Below are 16,603 nucleotides of genomic sequence, written 5' to 3' on the forward strand. Positions count from 1 at the left end.
CCGGATCATGGCGGTGCGGCCGAGCGCGGTTCAGCGCACGACCTTGAACTGGAAGGCGGGGGTGCCCAGGACACCGTACAACCGCACCCAGACGGGGAGCAGGCTCTCGGTGCCGCGTGCGATGCTCAGGTCGCCGAGGTCGATGACATCGGCGTGTCCGAACGACTCCAGCAGCCCGGTCACGAGCTGCTTCGCGTCGGCGTCGTTGCCGGAGACGAAGACCGAGTGGTCGCCGTCGAGGAGCTGCCGCGGATCGGCCATGAGGACCGCGTTCATGGTGTTGAGCGACTTGACCACCTTGACCTCGGGGAATGCCGCCTGGATCTGCTCGGCCAGGGAGTCGGTGTTGCCGACGAAGAGACTGGGCGGGAACCCCTGCGAGTAGTCGAGGGGGTTGGCCACGTCGAGGAGCACCGTGCCGGCCAGGTGCTCGCGGCCGGCCGCCTCGAGTGCCGCGATCGACGCGTTGCCCGAGGTCGCGTTCACGACGAGTTCTGCGCCAGCGGTCGCATCGGCGAACGTCGCGAGGGCCACCTGCGGGTGCCCGTGGGCCCAGTCGGCGTAGGGCGGGTTGCCCATCGCGTCGGACCCGGTGCGCGCCATCGTCGCTGCGACATCGCGGGTGCCCACGGTGACCTCGTGGCCCAGCTCGGCCAGCCGGCCTGCGAGGGCGCGGCCGACCATTCCAGTGCCCAGTACTGCGATCTTCATCGGGTGCTCCTTGCCGTCTCGGAAACGTTGCTCGCCCAGGGGCGCGACCTGCGCGAGGACCAAGCTAGCAGACAGGTCTGTCTATGCCAAGCGCCGGGCTACGGATGATCGCGGTGCGGGATAGGCCGTATGCGGTTGTCGCTCAGAGACCGACTTGTCTGTAGAATGGCTGATCACGTCAGCTTCGAAGGAGCAACAGTGCGTCAGGCAGATACCGCGGCCCGGCCCGCGCGCGAGCGGATCCTCGACACCGCGTTCCGCCTCTTCTACGCTCGCGGGCCTCGGGGCGTCGGGGTGGACACCGTCATCGCCGACTCCGGCGTGGCCAAGGCCACGCTCTACAAGCACTTCCCGCGCAAGGACGACCTCGTGCTGGCCTACCTCGACACGGTCGACCAGACCTGGTTCGGCCAACTGCGGGCCGCAGCCCGTGACGCGGGCGACGATCCGCGGGCGCAACTGGTCGGCATGTTCGACGCCCTCGCCAACGCCGCCCGCCGTGAGGGGTACCACGGGTGCGCCTTCATCAACACGGCCGCCGAGTCCGAGACCGGCAGTGAGGTGCATGCCCGCACGGTCGAGCACAAGCGAGTCGTTCGAGCCTGGGTCACCGACCTGGCCCGCCGCGCCGGAGCCGTCGATCCCGACCTCCTCTCCCGGCAGCTGACCATGCTCATCGACGGCGGCCTGGCCGTGGGAGTGCTCGATGCCGATCCCACGGCACCCGACGCCGCGAAGGCGGCCGCGCGCGCACTCATCGACGCATCCTGCCCGCGCTGACCGTTCCGCTCCTCAGATCGGCAGCGGCCGGTCGTCGACGATCGTCTTCATGACGAGCGTCGACTCGACCCGGCGCACGCCCGGCAGGGCGGAGAGCCGTTCGTCCCACAGCCGCTGGTAGGCGGGGAGGTCGCGCACGGCGACCCGCAACAGGTAATCGGGGTCGCCGAAGAGTCGCAGCGCCTGGATCACCTCGGGGATCTCGGCCACGGCGGCGTCGAAGTCGGGGATCGTCGCCCGGTTCGCCTGCTCCATGGTGACGAACACGAGCGCTCCGAACCCGAGCCCGACCACCTCGGGATCGATCACCGCGCGGTATCCGGAGATGGCGCCCGACGCCTCGAGGGCGTGGAGCCGACGGTGCGTCGGCGACATGCTCAGTTGCACCCGCGCGGCGAGGTCGGTGAGGCTCAGGCGGCCGTCCTGCTGGAGTTCGGCAAGGATCTTCCGGTCGATGGCATCCACGAGGGAGATCATTCCACAGACTGCCCGCGCAGGGAAGAAATCTGGAAGCCTCTTCGGCCTCGCCGCGCGTACGTTCGACATACCGAACGAGGGCAGGAGGGCCGACATGGACACGCAGTTGCTGCTCGCCTGCTGGGGCATGATGACGTTCATGGTGCTCGTGCCCGGTCCCGACTGGGCGTACATCATCGCCGCCGGCACGCGGGATCGCACGATCCTTCCGGCGCTCGCGGGCATCCTCGTCGGCTACCTCGCGGCCGTCGCCGCGGTCGCGGTGGGCGTCGGCGCTGCCGTGGCGGCGCTGCCGTGGGTGCTCGTCGGCCTCACGTTCGCGGCCGCCGTGTACCTCGCCGTCCTCGGCGTCCGGGTGCTCACGCAACCGCCCCCGGCGCTCGTCGCCGGCGATGCGGGGGTGCCGAGTGCGTCGGGTGACGGCGGGTCGGGTGCATCCGCCACCCGCCCGTGGCTCCAACTCGCGCAGGGCGCCGGCGTCAGCGGCCTCAATCCCAAGGGGCTCCTGGTGCTGGTCGTGCTGCTGCCGCAGTTCACGGATGCCGCGGGGTCCTGGCCGATCCCGGTGCAGCTCGCCGTGCTCGGCCTCGTCTTCGTCGGGAGCTGCGCGATCGTCTACTCCATCGTGGGACTGGGCGCGCGGGCCGTGCTGCGCGCGCGGCCGTCGGCGATGCGCATCCTCTCCCGCGTGTCGGGCGCCGCGATGGTCGTGCTCGCGTTCGTGCTCGTCGTCGAGCAGGTGTCGCACCTCGTGAGCGGGTGAGCGGCGCCGACCCGCTCGGCCGCGTCGGCCGCGGACGCCGATCGTTGTGGCGGTCGTCGGCCCTGCGATAGTCTCCAGACCTCGGCCCCATCCTGCGCCGGCGCCGCGTCGTGCCGGTGTCTCGGCTCCGGCCGATGAGCTCGACCCCCTCCCGGGGCCGCCCGCATCCGGTGGAGGGAGCAGAACGCCCATGGCAGCTGACATCCCGGGCGAAGGCGAGCCCGTCACCTTCGCCGGCGGGGTGCTCGATCGGTATCGCCACGTCTGCGCATTCGTGAACGGGTCGAGCGAGGAGGACGCCGTCCTCGATGCCTTCATCAGCCAGGGGATCGACCGCGGCGATCGCCTGCTCTACGTCGTCGACCCGGCGGAGTCGGCGAGGCCCGTCAATCGGCTTCGGCATCTCGGCTACGACGCGGCCATGCTCCTCGAGCATCACCGGTGCGAGGTGCGAACGTGGACCGACACCTACCTCCGGGGCGGCAGCTTCGATCAGGCGGAGATGGTCGACCTGCTCGATCGGATGCTGGTCGAGGCACGGACGCCGCGGATCCGCATGATGTGCGACATGGGATGGGCGGTCGACAGCTCGCAGGTGGCGGAGCAGCTCATCGAGTTCGAGGCCCGGGCCAACTTCATCCACGCGCGCCATGAGCACGTCGTGATCTGTTCGTACGACGCCGCGCAGTTCGACGGCTCGTTCATCATCGACATCCTGCGCACCCACCCGATGGTCCTGATCGGCGGGATGCTGCAGGAGAATCCGTTCTTCGTCCCTCCATCGGAGTTCCTGGAGGAGCGGGGCGTGCGGGCGGATCGCTGAGGCGGATCGGACCGACATGGACGCGGCGTCGACGGGGAACTCGCAGGACGACGCGTGGGCGGCCGATTCCCGGCGGTGGTTGCGCGACCTGGGTGCGCTCCTGGCGTTGCCCGCGATGTGGGTGGACCACGAACCGGCCGAGATCGCGTCGGGGCTGCTGAGCGTGCTGTTCGGCGTGCTGCAGCTCGACGGGGCGTATGCGCGTTTCGACGATCCGCAGCGGGGCGGAGGACCCCTCGAGACCTGGCGTCCGTCGGGGTCGAGGATGCCCGCCGAATTGCGGCTGGTGCTCGATTCCGCCACGCCGCAGGCGCAGGGCGTCACGACGACCGCGGTCGAGACGCCGGGGCTCGAGCCGCTTCGCGTGACACGGGTGCCGCTCGCGCTGCCGTGGGAGACGGGGCTGGTGCTCGTCTCCTCGGTGCGGAGCGACTTCCCGACGGCGATGGAGACGCACCTGTTGCGCGTCGCCGTGAGCCAGGCGGCGATCGCCATCCACACCGCGCGCCGCCTCGCCCACGAACACGCCGCACGTGTGGTCGCCGAGGCTGCCCTGGTGCGACAGGACGAGCTGCTGAGATCGCTCGTCGCCGATGTCGAGCCGTCGCTCATGTCGCTCTCCCGCCGAGTCCAGGAGGCGTCGCGCCTCCTCGCCGAGCTCGATGCCCTGCACGTGACAACCCCGCCCGTGACAACCCCGCCCGGGGCAGTTCCGTCCGGGGCAGCCCCGCCCGTGGCCGGTCGCGAGGCTCGGGGCGACTCCGCCGACCGAACGGAGGGCGCGCCCGCGCGTGCACTGCAGCCGGCGTTGACCCGGCGCGAGATCGAGACGCTCGGCCTACTGGCCCAGGGCCTCAGCAACAAGGAGATCGCGGGTGTCATGTGGCTGAGCGATCGCACCGTCGAGCGGCACATCACGAGTCTCTATCGCAAGATCGGGGTGGCACGACGGAGCGAAGCCACCGCCTTCGCGCTCCGCCACGGCGTCGTGTGACGGCGCCCGGCCCGGCCCGGCCCGGGTGTGCGCGAGTTGAGGGGTTCCCGCCACGCCGCGCTTCCCCCGTCGGTGAATTGGCGACTCCCACGGACGCCGCCGGGTCCGCGCCGCGAGAGAGTCGAGACGCGGCACCAGCCGCGACGATTCCCCGAGGAGCGCATCATGACCATCACGCAACCGCGACCCGACGCCGAGCACCGCGGCGGCGACACCTCGATCCGCCCGTTCACGGTGGAGTTCCCGCAGGCCGACCTCGACGACCTGCGCCGCCGCATCCGAGACACCCGCTGGCCGGAGCGCGAGACCGTCGCCGATTCCTCGCAGGGGGTGCAGCTCGCAGTCGTGCAGGAGCTCGCGAAGCACTGGGAGGGCTACGACTGGCGCGGCATGGAGGCTCGCCTCAACGGCCTGCCGCAGTTCGTCACCGAGATCGACGGGCTGGACATCCACTTCATCCACGTCCGGTCCACCCATGAGGACGCCCTGCCCATGATCGTCACGCACGGCTGGCCCGGCTCGATCATCGAGCAGCTGAAGATCGTGGGTCCGCTCACCGATCCGACGGCACACGGCGCGAGCGCCGCCGATGCGTTCCACCTGGTCATCCCCTCGCTGCCGGGACACGGCTTCTCGGGCAAGCCCGAGCAGACGGGCTGGGATCCGATCCGCATCGCCCGTGCGTGGATCGAGCTCATGCGTCGGCTCGGCTACGACCGCTACGTCGCCCAGGGCGGCGACTGGGGCAACGCCGTCACCGAGCAGATGGCGCTCCTGACACCTCCCGGACTGGTCGGCATCCACACGAACATGCCCGCGACGGTCCCGGACTCGATCCAGGCGGCGCTGACGAACGGCGACCCGCCGCCCGCGGACCTGTCGCCCGAGGAGCGGGGCGCATGGGACCAGCTCGCGTTCTTCTACGCGCATGGGCTGGGGTACGCGCAGGAGATGGCCAACCGCCCGCAGACGCTCTACTCGATCGCCGACTCGCCGGTCGGCCTGGCTGCGTGGATGCTCGACCACGATGCCCGCAGCTACGACCTCATCGCACGCGTGTTCGCCGGAGCATCCGAGGGGCTCACGCCCGCCGACGTGCTCGACAACGTGACGCTCTACTGGCTCACGAACACGGCGGTCTCGTCGGCGCGGCTGTACTGGGAGAGCAAGCTCGCCTTCTTCGCCCCGAAGGGCGTGACCCTGCCCGTCGCCGTCAGCGTCTTCCCCGACGAGATCTATGCGGCTCCGCGCAGCTGGACGACGCAGGCGTATCCGAACCTCATCCACTTCAACCGGCTCGATCGCGGCGGGCACTTCGCGGCATGGGAGCAGCCAGAGCTGTTCGCGCAGGAGATGCGCGCCGCGTTCCGCTCGCTGCGGTGATCACGTCATGTCGAACGAAGCGCTGGGCCGCATCAACCAGGTCGATGCCGGGGAGCTGAACGTGGGGTTCGCCGACCTCGGTCCCGTCGACGGACCCGTGGTCCTCCTCCTGCACGGCTGGCCCTACGACATCCACGGCTACGCGGATGCCGCCCCGATGCTCGTCGACGCCGGTTACCGCGTGCTGGTGCCGCACCTCCGCGGATACGGCACGACGCGCTTCCGATCGGCGGGGACGCTGCGCAACGGCCAGCAATCCGTGCTCGCCCTCGACGCGATCGCGCTCCTCGACACGCTCGAGATCCGGACCGCCGTCGTGGCGGGGTTCGACTGGGGCGCGCGGACCGCCAACATCCTCGCCGCCCTGTGGCCCGAGCGGTGCCGTGCACACGTGTCGGTCAGCGGCTACCTGATCGGCAGTCGCGACTCCAATGCGCGCCCGCTGCCGCCGTCGGCCGAACTGGCCTGGTGGTATCAGTTCTACTTCGCCACGGAGCGCGGCCGCGCGGGCTATGAGCAGTACCGCGACGAGTTCGCCCGGCTCATCTGGCGGACCGCGTCGCCGCAGTGGGGATTCGACGACGCGACGTTCGACCGGAGCGCGGCATCCTTCGACAACCCGGATCACGTCGACATCGTGATCCACAATTACCGGTGGCGGCTCGGCCTCGCCGACGGGGCGCCGGAGCTCGACGACATCGAACGTCGGCTCGCCCAGCGCCCGCCCATCACGGTGCCCACCATCACGCTGGAGGGCGATGCGAACGGGGCTCCGCATCCGGATGCCGCGTCGTACCGCTCGCTCTTCGCGGGTCCGTACGAGCACCGGGTCGTCACCGGCGGCGTCGGGCACGCCCTCCCGCAGGAGGCGCCGCGGGCGTTCGCGGACGCGGTGATCGACGCCGATCGTTCCGCGCAGGCGGAACGCGCACGCGAGGGGGTCGCTCATGTCTGATCACGCCACGCCGCCGCGGCCGGCTCGCAGCCGGCTGTTCCGGTCCATCGCCCATCGCGTCGCGGGTGATCCGGAGGAACTGCCGGTCGAGGGGCGCCTGCCGTCGTTCGATCGGGCGACGAGCTGGCTCAACACCGCGCCGCTCTCACCCGCGAGCCTTCGCGGTCGCGTCGTCCTCGTCGACTTCTGGACCTACACCTGCGTCAACTGGCTCCGCACGCTGCCGTACCTGAAGGGCTGGGCCGCGAAGTACGAGGATGCCGGACTGACCGTCGTCGGCGTGCACACCCCCGAGTTCGGCTTCGAGCGCGACCTGCGCAACGTGGTCGCGCAGTCGGGGGCCCTCGGCATCGCGTACCCCATCGCCATCGACAGCGACTACGGGGTGTGGGACGAGTTCGCGAACCACTACTGGCCGGCCGTCTACCTCGCCGATGCCCATGGACGCATCCGCTATCACCACTTCGGCGAGGGCGAGTACGCGCGCACCGAGATGGTGATCCAGCAGCTCCTCGTCGACGCCGGTGCCCAGGACGTCGACATGGACCTGGTCATGGTCGACCCGCAGGGGTTGGAGGTCGCCGCGGACTGGGCGTCGCTGCGGTCGCCCGAGACCTACCTCGGCTACGGCCAGAGCAGCGGGTTCGTGTCCGAGGATGCCGCCTACTACGACCGCAGGCACGCCTACGCCCCGGCCCCGGCCACCCGCCTGCCGCTCAACTCGTGGGACCTCTCCGGCGACTGGACGCTCGCGCGGCACGCGGCCGTCGGGCACGAACCGGGTGGACGGATCTCGTTCGCCTTCCACGCCCGCGACGTCAACCTCGTCATGGGGCCGGCGAACCGCGGTGCCCCCGTGCCGTTCCGGGTGTCGATCGACGGCCGACCCGTCGGCGAGGCGCACGGCACCGACGTCGATGCCGACGGCGCCGGCGTGGTCGCCGACCAGAACACGTACCAGCTGGTGCGCCAGCCGGGGCCGATCAGCGATCGCGTGGTCGAGATCGAATTCCTCGGCGGGGGTGTGGAGGCGTACTGCTTCACGTTCGGCTGACGGGCGGCGCGGCGCGGCGCGGCGCCTCGGGCGCGGGGCGGGCGCGGCCTCGCGCTGCGTCAGTCCTCGGGTTCGAAGAAGAGCGCTCGGAGCTCCTCGGGCCAGTCCGTGGCGCGCCGCGTTCGGGCATCGACGTGGGCGACGACCATGAGGCAGGTGGCGACGGTCGTGCCCGCGGCATCCGTCATCGTGCACTCGATCATCGCGTCGGGCCCGCGGAACTCGCGCACGAACGAGGTGATCGCGATGTCCTGGTCTGCGCCCATCGACCTGATGAAGTCGATCTCCATCCGCCGGATCCAGGTCATGAAGCCGAGCGTTCCGAGCGTGGGCAGGTCCCAGCCGGCGTACCTCGCCAGTCCCTCCATGCGGTGGTCGGTGAAGTACCGGGCGTAGTTGCCGGTGCTCACGTGCTGGAACGGGTCGAGCTCCGAGAAGGCGATGCGGTGCGTGGTCTCGTAGACGACCGGCGTGCGCGTCATGGTGGTTCCCCCGTTCCGTTCGGCACTGGCCTCGAGGCGGTTCCGTCGCGGCAACGCTACGCCGATACGGCGATACCCGACACGGCCACGGCCGACCTACAGTGAGGTGATGGACGCCTGCGCCGCCCTCGCCGACTCGATCGACCGTCTCGCGGGGCGCGGCTACCCGAGTCGGCGGTTCCTCACCGAACTGGGCCGTGCGGCGGGGGTGCGTCGCGGGCCGCTCTGGCTGACCGACGCGGCATCCGGCGCTCGACGACGACACCGACGGGCAGGCGCGGCACTTCGCGGGCACGGTCGCCGTCGCCGCCCGGCTCGGCGGGTCGATCACGCGCTGGCTCACCGTGCACGTGCTGCGGGATCCGCCCGACAGCGCCGACGGGCGGCTCAGCGAGGAGGCGATCGAGTTCGTCCGACTCGTGCGTTCGGGCGAGCTCGCGCAGGCGGATGCCGCGGGCTGGGTGCGCCGTCGCCTGTGCCACGTTCCCGCGGCCGAGTAGTCGGGCGCCGGTTGGTCGGGCGAGACTCCTAGTCGCGGGCCTCCGCCGCCCGTCGCCGCTCGATGCCCTCGAGCAGCAGGTCGAGCCCGAACTCGAACTCGGTCTGGTCGTCGCACCAGCCGAGCGTGGAGTCGGGGTCGTCGTGCGCGACCTCGGCGAGCATGGCGGCGAGGTTCGGGGCGAGCCCGGCGAGTTGCTCGAGCTGGGCGGGGGCCGGAGCGTCGCCGTCGTCGCTGAGCTCCTGCACGTAGCCGTAGACGCGGCTGCCGATCGCGTGCAGCGAGTGGTGGATGAGGTCGAACGACATGCCGCCGGCTCGCATGATGCCCACGACGCCGTCGATGTGGCGCATCGCGTTCGGTCCGGGTGCGCCGCGCGCGTTCATGATCCAGGGGGCCCACGGATGCCGCAGCAGCACCCGTCGCGCCCCGAGGATGCGTTCGCGGAGGGCGGGCGCCCAGTTCGCGGCATCCGTCGTCGGCGGCACGCCGAACCCGCCGACCTCGGACTCGACCTCGGCGAACACCACCTCGACGACGCCGTCGAGGATCGCGTTCTTGTTGGGCAGGTGGTGGTAGATCGACATCGCCTCGACGCCGAGGTCGTCGGCGAGGGCGCGCATCGTGAGGGCGTCGAGGCCGTCGCGGTCGGCGAGCCGCACCGCGGTCTGCAGCACGCCGTCGCGGCTCAGGCGGGTGCGCTCGGTGCGCGCTGCGCGACGGGTGGGCTGCGCACCGGCGCGCTCGGCGGATCTCGACGACATGCTTCACCTTACAACGTCAGGTTTCGTCGTCCGAGGTCTGGACACGGAGCGATCCGAGGCGTATCTTACGCTGTAAGACTTACAACGTAAGGGAGCCGATGATGACCACCGAACGACCGCTGACCCGGGCATCCGCCACCGCGACGACCATGCGCGCGGCGCGCATCGACCGCTTCGGCGCACCCGAGGTCGTGCACCTCGCCGACGTGCCGAAACCGCAGCCGAAGCCAGACGAGCTGCTCGTGCGGGTGAAGGCGACCACCGTGAGCGTCGCCGACCAGCGACTGCGCAGCCGACGCGTGCCGCGCGGGGTCACCCTGCTGGCCGCCCCGACGATCGGGCTGCTCCGGCCCCGCCTGCACGTGCTCGGCATGGAGGCGGCGGGGGTCGTCGAGTCGGTCGGCTCGGCAGTGACGAGCTATGCGCCCGGCGACGAGGTGATCGTCATGCGCGGCGCCCGCATGGGGTGCCACGCCGACTACGTGACCGTGCCCGAAGGCGGCGAGGTTGCGCGCAAGCCCCGCAACCGCTCGTTCGACGAGGCCGCCGCCGTGATCTTCGGCGGGCACACCGCGGTGCGCTACCTCGACGGGGTGACGATCGGGCCGGGCAGCGAGGTGCTTGTGAACGGCGCGTCGGGCGCGGTCGGCACGGCCGTCGTGCAGCTCGCCGCGGCCCGCGGCGCGACGGTCACGGCGGTCACGAGCGCACGCAACGCCGACCTCGTGCGTTCCCTCGGAGCCGCCCGGGTCATCGACTACGAGCGCGAGGACTTCGCAGCGCCCGGCACCGCGGCGCGCTACGACGTGATCGTGGAGTGCGTGGGCAATGCCCCGTTCGCCCGCGTCGCGCACCTGATCCGTCCGGGCGGCGCGCTGCTGCTCGTCATCGCCGACCTGCCGGCCATGCTCGCCGCCGGTCGGCAGACGCGCCGCAGCGGCATCCGCGTCGACCATCGCGGCGGCGACATGGGCGCCGAGGGGATGTCGCGGCTCGCCGCGCTCGCCGAGGCCGGCGACCTGCGCCCGGTCATCGATCGCACGTACGAGCTCGACGAGGTCGTCGAGGCCCACCGCTACGTCGACACCGGCCGCAAGCGGGGGAGCGTCGTGCTGCGGGTCGGCTGAGCCGGCGGGCACCCACTGGGCGCCCGACTCGGCGAGAATGGAAGGCGAGGCGAAGGGGTTCCGACATGGGCGACGACACGACCGGTTCGACGACGGATGCCACGGTGACGGATGTCGCGGCGCCGGCGACCGGACACCGCGCAGGCTCCGCGCACGAGGCCGGCCACCGCGCCATCGGCTGCCCCGAGTGCTTCGAGGAGTTGCAGCGCAATCACGACTGGTGGAAGGCGCGCCCCGAGGGGTCGCGACTCGTCGGGCTCGCGGTGCCGCGCGACGACATGCCGCCGATCCTCGAGCAGCGCACCGACCTGCTGCGCTTCGGCGTGCAGATCCTCGACTTCCGGTACCCGACGCCCGATGCGCCCGAGTCGTGGGAGCAGCGCCTCGCCCGCCTGTTCGAGACGCTCCGCGCCGGCGACGTCCTCGTCGTCGTGAACGAACGCGCCCTCGGCCGTACGCCCGAGGAGGTCACGCGCACCATCCGCACCCTCCGCCGGCACGACCTCGTGGTCAAGGTGCTGAGCCACGGCGCGCCGCACCTGGAGGACGCGCGGGCGTGACATCCGACCGCGACCTCGCCCGCTGGCGGCTGCACTCGCAGCGGCTCGCGGCCCCGGTCGCCGACGCCGAGCAGGTGGTCTCCTCGCTCCTGGGCGTGCAGGCCGAGAACCCGTCGCAATCGGCATGGGCGGTCGCCACCCGCACCACGACGCCCAGCCGAGCCGACCTCGCCGCAGCGATCGCGAGCGGTCGCGTGCTGCGCACCCACGCGCTGCGGCCGACCTGGCACTACGTGCACGCGGATGACGCGGCGTGGCTGCTCGAGCTCACCGCACCGCGGGTGCTGCCCGTCGTCGACCAGCAGTTGCGGCCGCTGGCCGAACGGATGACGCAGCTCACCGACGCCGTGCTGTCGATCCTCGCCGAGGCCCCCGACCGCACCCGAAGCGACCTCGCGAGCGAGCTGGCCGATCGTGGCATGGAGCTCACCGGCCAGCAGCTCATGCTGCTGCTCGCGCACCTCGAGCTGCACGCCCTGGTCTGCAGCGGCCAGCCGCGCGAGGAGGAGCACACGTACGCGCTCTTCGCCGACCGGGTGCGGGTCACTCGCCGCCTCGACCGCGACGAGGCCCTCGCCGAACTCGCCCTGCGGTACTTCACCTCGCACGGCCCCGCGACCGACCGCGATCTGGCGTACTGGGCGACGCTCACCCTCGGCGACGTACGGCGTGGAATCGCGGGTGCCGCCGCCGGCCTCGCGTCGTTCGAGCACGATGGGCGCACGTTCCGGCACGCGCGCGGTGATCTCCCGGATGAGCGCCCGGAGGCCGCAGCGCCCTCGGCTCACCTGCTGCAGGTGCTCGACGAGATGTACCGCGGCTACCAGGACTCGCGATGGCTCATCGACGCCGAGGGGCTCGCATCGCGCGCCCGCGAGTCCGCGATCGGCATGGCGCTCGTCGACGCGCAGCTCGTCGCCGGCATGCGGCGCACGATCGGCACGAGGGCCGTCACGTTCGAGCTGCACCCGCTGCGAGGGCTGCGCGCACACGAGCTCGCGTCGATCCACGAGGCCGCCGAGCGCTACGCCGCGTACCTCGGCCTCGAGCCGCAACTGCGACTCGAGGACCCTGCGCCCGTGCCGGACGCCCCGCGAACGTGAGATCCACGATCGCGGGGCGTTCGCCCTGCAGCAGGCGTGGTGCGCCCGCTCAGTTCAGCTTGCGACGGTAGATCGCGATGGCGAAGCCGTAGGCCACGACGAGGATGCCGACGAGCCAGGCGAGGGCGATCCAGATGTCGCTGCCGACGGGCTGCCCGGCGAACAGGGCCCGGATGGTGTTCACGATGGACGTCACGGGCTGGTTCTCGGCGAACCAGGCGACCGGGGCCGGCATCGAGTCCGTGGGCACGAACGCCGAGCTGATGAACGGCAGGAAGATCAGCGGGTAGCTGAATGCACTCGCGCCGTCGACGGTCTTCGCCGACAGCCCGGCGATCACGGCGAGCCAGGTCAGGGCGAGCGTGAACAGGACCAGGATGCCGGCGACCGCCAGCCAGACGGCCACGGACGCCCCGGTGCGGAACCCCATGATCAGCGCGACGCCGATGACGATCGCGACGGACACCAGGTTCGCCACCATGGAGGTGAGCACGTGCGCCCAGAGCACGCTCGACCTCGCGATCGGCATGGACTGGAAGCGGTCGAAGATGCCGCCCTGCAGGTCGAGGAACAGCCGGTACGCGGTGTACGCGACGCCCGACGCGATCGTGATGAGCAGGATGCCGGGGAGCATGTAGTCGACGTACGACTCGTCGGAGCCGGTGTCGATCGCGCCGCCGAGCACGTACACGAACAGCAGCATCAGCGCGATCGGCGTGATGGTCGTGGTGATGATCGTGTCGGGACTGCGGACGATGTGGGTCAGCGATCGGCCGGTGAGCACACCGGTGTCGCCGAGGACGTGCGTGGTCATCGTGATTCCCCTTCCGCTGAGGCAGCGCTGGTGGAGTCGGTCTCGCCGACGAGGGCCAGGAAGACCTCTTCGAGGGAGGGCTGCTTCTCGACGTACTCGACCTTGGCGGCCGGGAGCAGTCGCTTGAGCTCGGCGAGCGTGCCGTTCTGGATGATCGTGCCCTGGTGCAGGATCGCGATGCGGTCGGCGAGATGCTCGGCCTCATCGAGGTCCTGGGTCGTCAGCAGCACGGTCGTGCCGCCCTGCGCCAGCCCCTTCACCGTCTGCCACACCTCGATGCGCGCCTGCGGGTCGAGTCCGGTGGTGGGCTCGTCGAGGAAGATGATCGACGGGCTGCCGATCAGGCTCATCGCGATGTCGAGCCGGCGCCGCATGCCGCCCGAGTACGTCGCCGCCCTGCGGCCGCCGGCCTCGGTGAGCGAGAAGCGGGCGAGCAGGTCGTCGGCGATCGCTCCCGGGTTCTTCAGGTGGCGGAGCCGCGCGATCAGCACGAGGTTCTCGCGCCCGGTGAGCACCTCGTCGACGGCCGCGAACTGCCCGGTCAGGCTGATCGACTCGCGCACGTCGCCGGGCTTGGCGGCGACGTCGACGCCGTGCACCGTCGCGGAGCCCGCGTCGGCCTTCAGCAGTGTCGACAGGATCCGGATGAGCGTGGTCTTGCCCGCGCCGTTGGAGCCGAGCAGGGCGAAGATGCTCCCCGCCGCCACGTCGAAGTCGACACCCCGAAGCACGTGCAGTTCGTCGAAGGACTTCTCGATGCCCTGCACCCGGATCGCGGGTGCGAGGGCCTGATCGGTGATCATTGCTGCTCCTCTCGTTCGGCGTCCTTGATCGCCTTGGTCAGGCGGGCGCGCTCCTTGTCGATCCACTGCGCGCCGCCGTAGGCCTGGGTGAAGGTCTCGGCGAACTCGACCGGGTCGTCGCCGACGATCGCGCTCACGGGTGTTCCGTCGATGGCGGCGCGCTCCCAGAGGTCGGCGAAGTCGCCGAGCATCGTGACGAGGGTGTCGCCGTCGACGATGCCGCCGTAGTACATGAAGTACCGCTCGAACGCCTTCGCGGCGCTGCGGTAGGGCTCGGCGAGGGCCTCGATGCGGGCCTTGTACTGCCGGTACTGCTTCTTCTGCTCGAGCGATCCCGTGAGGGCCTCGATCCACTTGGCTGCCATGATCAGTTCTCGCCTTCTTCGTGCTGGTGTTCGGTGTGGTCGTGGAGCTGGCCGATCCGTTCCGCGAGGAAGCTCCAGCTCCTCCAGAACTCGTCGAGGTACTCGCGTCCCTGCGCGTTGAGCGAGTAGACCTTGCGGGGCGGCCCCTTCTCGGAGGGGACCTTCGCCACGTCGACGAAGCCGCGCTGCTCGATGCGCACGAGCAGTGCGTACACGGTGCCCTCGACGATGTCGCTGAACCCCTCCTCCCGCAGTCGCGCGGTGATCTCGTAGCCGTAGGCCGGCTGCGTCGCGAGCAGCGCGAGCACGATGCCCTCGAGCGTGCCCTTGAGCATCTCGGTCATCTGCTTTCCCATGAGCGCCTCCCTTCACTACTCGGTGTCACTGGGTACTACTAGATAGTATGACCGAATACCGGTAGATAGCAAGGCTGAGTACCAGAGTTCCTCCGTCGCCGTTGACGTAGGGTTGCGCTGGCGCGCTGAGGCCGCAGGCGCTTCGCCCGCGGCATCCGCTCGCGTTCGCCTTCACCCCACTCGACGCGAGGACCCCCGTGAGCCTGATCCGCCTGAACGACGTGAGCATGGAGTTCGACGGGCGACCGGTGCTGCGGGAGGCATTCCTCAAGCTGCGACGCGGCGACCGCGTCGGGCTGATCGGCAAGAACGGCACGGGCAAGACGACGTTCCTCGAGCTCGTGCTCGGACGGCAGGAGCCGTCGGGCGGCACCGTCGATGTGAGCCTCGGCACCACGATCGGGTACTTCTCGCAGTTCTCCGAGCTCGACGGCGAGCAGAGCACGTGGCAGACCCTCAGCTCGCACTTCGCCGCGGTGCACGAGACGCAGGCGCGGCTCGATGCGATCGGTGCCCAGCTGGCGCATCCGATGGCCGACGACGCCATGATGGCGCTGCTCACCGAGCAGGGCGAGCTGTTCGAGCGCATGGACGCGATCGGCGGCTGGACGTACGAGAACACCATCGACACCGTGCTCACGAGCCTCGGCTTCGACGAGGAGCGGCGGCACCTGCCCGTCGAGCGTTTGTCGGGCGGATGGCGCAACCGCGCCGCGCTCGCGCTGATCCTCGTGCAGGCGCCCGACGTGCTGCTGCTCGACGAGCCGACGAACTTCCTCGACCTCGACGGGGTGCGCTGGATCGAAGGCTGGCTCGGCGGCTTCGCCGGGGCGCTGCTCGTGGTCTCGCATGACCGGCAGTTCCTCGACGGCGTGGTCGACCGCATCGTGGAGATCGAGAACCACCGGCTGCAGGAGTACGAGGGGAACTACTCGGCGTACGTGCATGCGAAGCAGTCGCGGCTGAAGATGCTCGCGCGGCAGTTCGCCCACGAGGAGGAGCTGCTGGCCTACGAGCAGGCCGCGTCGGCCGCGCGTCGCGAGGCGGCCCGCAACCCGTCGAACGCGGTCGCGCGCCGGCTCGCCGACATCAAGAAGCGCCAGGCGCCGCGCCCCATCGACCAGATCATCACGGGCATCTACGACGGGCTGCGGGTGTCGAACGACCTCCTGACCGTGACCGGACTGACCAAGGGCTTCAACGGCACGCCGCTGTTCTCGGATCTGTCATTCGACCTGCAGCGGGGCGACCGGGTCGCGGTGGTCGGCTCCAACGGGTCCGGCAAGTCGACGCTGCTCGACGTGCTCACGGGCGACACCGAGGCGGATGCCGGGACCGTGCGCTGGGCGAAGGGCGTGCGGTTCGTCTCGTACAACCGGGTCGTCGCCGAGCTGGATCTCGACGACACGGTCGGCCACGCGGTGAACGCGTACCCGGACTCGCTCGCGCTGACCGCGACGAAGAAGAGCGTGAACCGGTTCCTCGCGATGCTGCAGTTCTCCGAGGCCGACCTGCAGCAGAAGATCGGCACCCTCTCCGGCGGCCAGCGCGCCCGCGTCGCGATCGCCCAGTGCCTGCTCTCCGGCGCGGCGGTGATCGTGCTCGACGAGCCCACCAATCACCTCGACATCACGAGCACCCAGGTGATGGAACGGGCGCTCACCCACTTCCCCGGTGCGGTGATCGTCGTCTCCCACGACCGGTTCTTCGTCGACAAGCTCGCCGACCGGCTGCTCGTGTTCGACGGCACGCCGCGCGTGCGCGAGACGGCGGCGACCGGAGCGCTCTGA

General features: G+C 70.7%; 20 protein-coding genes. 12 read left to right on the forward strand and 8 right to left on the reverse strand.

The annotated features are described in order from the left end of the window. Positions 1–30: 30 nt before the first annotated feature. A complete protein-coding gene (locus EDM22_RS01015) occupies positions 31–711 on the reverse strand; it encodes an NADPH-dependent F420 reductase (RefSeq protein WP_122935156.1) in 681 nt (226 codons plus the stop codon). Positions 712–909: 198 nt separating this feature from the next. On the opposite strand from EDM22_RS01015, the gene EDM22_RS01020 reads away from it, so the two are divergent. After that, on the forward strand, positions 910–1,491 hold the full coding sequence (locus tag EDM22_RS01020) for a TetR/AcrR family transcriptional regulator (protein ID WP_245989075.1): 582 nt from the start codon (positions 910–912) through the stop codon (positions 1,489–1,491). A 12-nt stretch (positions 1,492–1,503) separates the two neighbouring features. On the opposite strand, the gene EDM22_RS01025 is transcribed toward EDM22_RS01020, so the two are convergent. Continuing rightward, a complete protein-coding gene (locus tag EDM22_RS01025) occupies positions 1,504–1,956 on the reverse strand; it encodes an Lrp/AsnC family transcriptional regulator (RefSeq protein WP_122935349.1) in 453 nt (150 codons plus the stop codon). Positions 1,957–2,062: 106 nt separating this feature from the next. Between EDM22_RS01025 and EDM22_RS01030 the strand changes: the two genes are divergently transcribed. The 6 genes from EDM22_RS01030 to EDM22_RS01055 all read left to right on the forward strand — a co-directional run bounded on the left by EDM22_RS01030 (position 2,063) and on the right by EDM22_RS01055 (position 7,940). Continuing rightward, a complete protein-coding gene (locus tag EDM22_RS01030) occupies positions 2,063–2,731 on the forward strand; it encodes a LysE family translocator (protein WP_122935158.1) in 669 nt (222 codons plus the stop codon). 190 nt (positions 2,732–2,921) lie between these two features. Beyond that, positions 2,922–3,554, forward strand: coding sequence for an MEDS domain-containing protein (locus EDM22_RS01035; protein WP_122935159.1), 633 nt, complete (start codon positions 2,922–2,924; stop codon positions 3,552–3,554). Between the two features lie 16 nt (positions 3,555–3,570). Further along, positions 3,571–4,548: a helix-turn-helix transcriptional regulator gene (locus EDM22_RS01040; protein ID WP_122935160.1), complete on the forward strand. Its 978-nt coding sequence runs from the start codon at positions 3,571–3,573 to the stop codon at positions 4,546–4,548. 165 nt (positions 4,549–4,713) lie between these two features. Continuing rightward, entirely contained in the window at positions 4,714–5,931 is a 1,218-nt protein-coding gene (locus EDM22_RS01045; protein ID WP_122935161.1) for an epoxide hydrolase family protein, read from the forward strand. A gap of 7 nt (positions 5,932–5,938) precedes the next feature. Further along, positions 5,939–6,886, forward strand: a complete 948-nt coding sequence (locus EDM22_RS01050; RefSeq protein ID WP_122935162.1) for an alpha/beta fold hydrolase — start codon at positions 5,939–5,941, stop codon at positions 6,884–6,886. Next, positions 6,879–7,940: a redoxin domain-containing protein gene (locus tag EDM22_RS01055; RefSeq protein ID WP_122935163.1), complete on the forward strand. Its 1,062-nt coding sequence runs from the start codon at positions 6,879–6,881 to the stop codon at positions 7,938–7,940. The genes EDM22_RS01050 and EDM22_RS01055 overlap by 8 nt, the downstream gene beginning before the upstream one ends. A 59-nt stretch (positions 7,941–7,999) precedes the next feature. On the opposite strand, the gene EDM22_RS01060 is transcribed toward EDM22_RS01055, so the two are convergent. After that, positions 8,000–8,422 carry an acyl-CoA thioesterase gene (locus EDM22_RS01060; protein ID WP_122935164.1) on the reverse strand — a complete coding sequence of 141 codons (423 nt, stop codon included), beginning with the start codon at positions 8,420–8,422 and terminating at the stop codon, positions 8,000–8,002. Between the two features lie 350 nt (positions 8,423–8,772). Here EDM22_RS01060 and EDM22_RS19915 point away from each other — a divergent pair, with 350 nt between their 5' ends. Next, entirely contained in the window at positions 8,773–8,922 is a 150-nt protein-coding gene (locus EDM22_RS19915; protein ID WP_245989076.1) for a hypothetical protein, read from the forward strand. A gap of 28 nt (positions 8,923–8,950) precedes the next feature. On the opposite strand, the gene EDM22_RS01070 is transcribed toward EDM22_RS19915, so the two are convergent. Continuing rightward, positions 8,951–9,685: a TetR/AcrR family transcriptional regulator gene (locus tag EDM22_RS01070; protein ID WP_122935165.1), complete on the reverse strand. Its 735-nt coding sequence runs from the start codon at positions 9,683–9,685 to the stop codon at positions 8,951–8,953. Between the two features lie 101 nt (positions 9,686–9,786). On the opposite strand from EDM22_RS01070, the gene EDM22_RS01075 reads away from it, so the two are divergent. From EDM22_RS01075 to EDM22_RS01085, 3 genes are all read left to right on the forward strand, one after another. Beyond that, a complete protein-coding gene (locus tag EDM22_RS01075) occupies positions 9,787–10,812 on the forward strand; it encodes an NAD(P)-dependent alcohol dehydrogenase (RefSeq protein ID WP_245989078.1) in 1,026 nt (341 codons plus the stop codon). Positions 10,813–10,877: 65 nt separating this feature from the next. Beyond that, on the forward strand, positions 10,878–11,372 hold the full coding sequence (locus EDM22_RS01080; protein WP_122935167.1) for a recombinase family protein: 495 nt from the start codon (positions 10,878–10,880) through the stop codon (positions 11,370–11,372). Then, a complete protein-coding gene (locus EDM22_RS01085) occupies positions 11,369–12,475 on the forward strand; it encodes a winged helix DNA-binding domain-containing protein (RefSeq protein WP_122935168.1) in 1,107 nt (368 codons plus the stop codon). The genes EDM22_RS01080 and EDM22_RS01085 overlap by 4 nt, the downstream gene beginning before the upstream one ends. A 49-nt stretch (positions 12,476–12,524) precedes the next feature. Here EDM22_RS01085 and EDM22_RS01090 read toward each other — a convergent pair whose 3' ends face one another. From EDM22_RS01090 to EDM22_RS01105, 4 genes are read right to left on the reverse strand one after another with little or no spacing between them, the layout of a single operon-like run. Continuing rightward, positions 12,525–13,289 (reverse strand): ABC transporter permease, encoded by a 765-nt coding sequence (locus tag EDM22_RS01090; RefSeq protein ID WP_122935169.1) that lies wholly within the window; start codon positions 13,287–13,289, stop codon positions 12,525–12,527. Next, positions 13,286–14,092, reverse strand: a complete 807-nt coding sequence (locus tag EDM22_RS01095; protein ID WP_122935170.1) for an ABC transporter ATP-binding protein — start codon at positions 14,090–14,092, stop codon at positions 13,286–13,288. The genes EDM22_RS01090 and EDM22_RS01095 overlap by 4 nt, the downstream gene beginning before the upstream one ends. Then, on the reverse strand, positions 14,089–14,457 hold the full coding sequence (locus tag EDM22_RS01100; protein WP_122935171.1) for a DUF1048 domain-containing protein: 369 nt from the start codon (positions 14,455–14,457) through the stop codon (positions 14,089–14,091). Before EDM22_RS01100 ends, EDM22_RS01095 begins: the two co-directional genes overlap by 4 nt. Before the next feature lie 2 nt (positions 14,458–14,459). Next, positions 14,460–14,813, reverse strand: a complete 354-nt coding sequence (locus tag EDM22_RS01105) for a PadR family transcriptional regulator (protein WP_122935172.1) — start codon at positions 14,811–14,813, stop codon at positions 14,460–14,462. A gap of 197 nt (positions 14,814–15,010) precedes the next feature. Between EDM22_RS01105 and EDM22_RS01110 the strand changes: the two genes are divergently transcribed. Next, positions 15,011–16,603, forward strand: a complete 1,593-nt coding sequence (locus tag EDM22_RS01110; RefSeq protein ID WP_122935173.1) for an ABC-F family ATP-binding cassette domain-containing protein — start codon at positions 15,011–15,013, stop codon at positions 16,601–16,603.

This window comes from Agromyces tardus, assembly GCF_003710805.1.
GTDB lineage: Bacteria > Actinomycetota > Actinomycetes > Actinomycetales > Microbacteriaceae > Agromyces > Agromyces tardus.

Coding starts and splice junctions, on each gene's coding strand:
- EDM22_RS01015 (WP_122935156.1), bottom strand. CDS start 711: ATGAAGATCGCAGTACTGGGCACTGGAATGGTCGGCCGCGCCCTCGCA.
- EDM22_RS01030 (WP_122935158.1), top strand. CDS start 2,063: ATGGACACGCAGTTGCTGCTCGCCTGCTGGGGCATGATGACGTTCATG.
- EDM22_RS01035 (WP_122935159.1), top strand. CDS start 2,922: ATGGCAGCTGACATCCCGGGCGAAGGCGAGCCCGTCACCTTCGCCGGC.
- EDM22_RS01040 (WP_122935160.1), top strand. CDS start 3,571: ATGGACGCGGCGTCGACGGGGAACTCGCAGGACGACGCGTGGGCGGCC.
- EDM22_RS01045 (WP_122935161.1), top strand. CDS start 4,714: ATGACCATCACGCAACCGCGACCCGACGCCGAGCACCGCGGCGGCGAC.
- EDM22_RS01050 (WP_122935162.1), top strand. CDS start 5,939: ATGTCGAACGAAGCGCTGGGCCGCATCAACCAGGTCGATGCCGGGGAG.
- EDM22_RS01055 (WP_122935163.1), top strand. CDS start 6,879: ATGTCTGATCACGCCACGCCGCCGCGGCCGGCTCGCAGCCGGCTGTTC.
- EDM22_RS01060 (WP_122935164.1), bottom strand. CDS start 8,422: ATGACGCGCACGCCGGTCGTCTACGAGACCACGCACCGCATCGCCTTC.
- EDM22_RS01070 (WP_122935165.1), bottom strand. CDS start 9,685: ATGTCGTCGAGATCCGCCGAGCGCGCCGGTGCGCAGCCCACCCGTCGC.
- EDM22_RS01075 (WP_245989078.1), top strand. CDS start 9,787: ATGACCACCGAACGACCGCTGACCCGGGCATCCGCCACCGCGACGACC.
- EDM22_RS01080 (WP_122935167.1), top strand. CDS start 10,878: ATGGGCGACGACACGACCGGTTCGACGACGGATGCCACGGTGACGGAT.
- EDM22_RS01090 (WP_122935169.1), bottom strand. CDS start 13,289: ATGACCACGCACGTCCTCGGCGACACCGGTGTGCTCACCGGCCGATCG.
- EDM22_RS01095 (WP_122935170.1), bottom strand. CDS start 14,092: ATGATCACCGATCAGGCCCTCGCACCCGCGATCCGGGTGCAGGGCATC.
- EDM22_RS01100 (WP_122935171.1), bottom strand. CDS start 14,457: ATGGCAGCCAAGTGGATCGAGGCCCTCACGGGATCGCTCGAGCAGAAG.
- EDM22_RS01105 (WP_122935172.1), bottom strand. CDS start 14,813: ATGGGAAAGCAGATGACCGAGATGCTCAAGGGCACGCTCGAGGGCATC.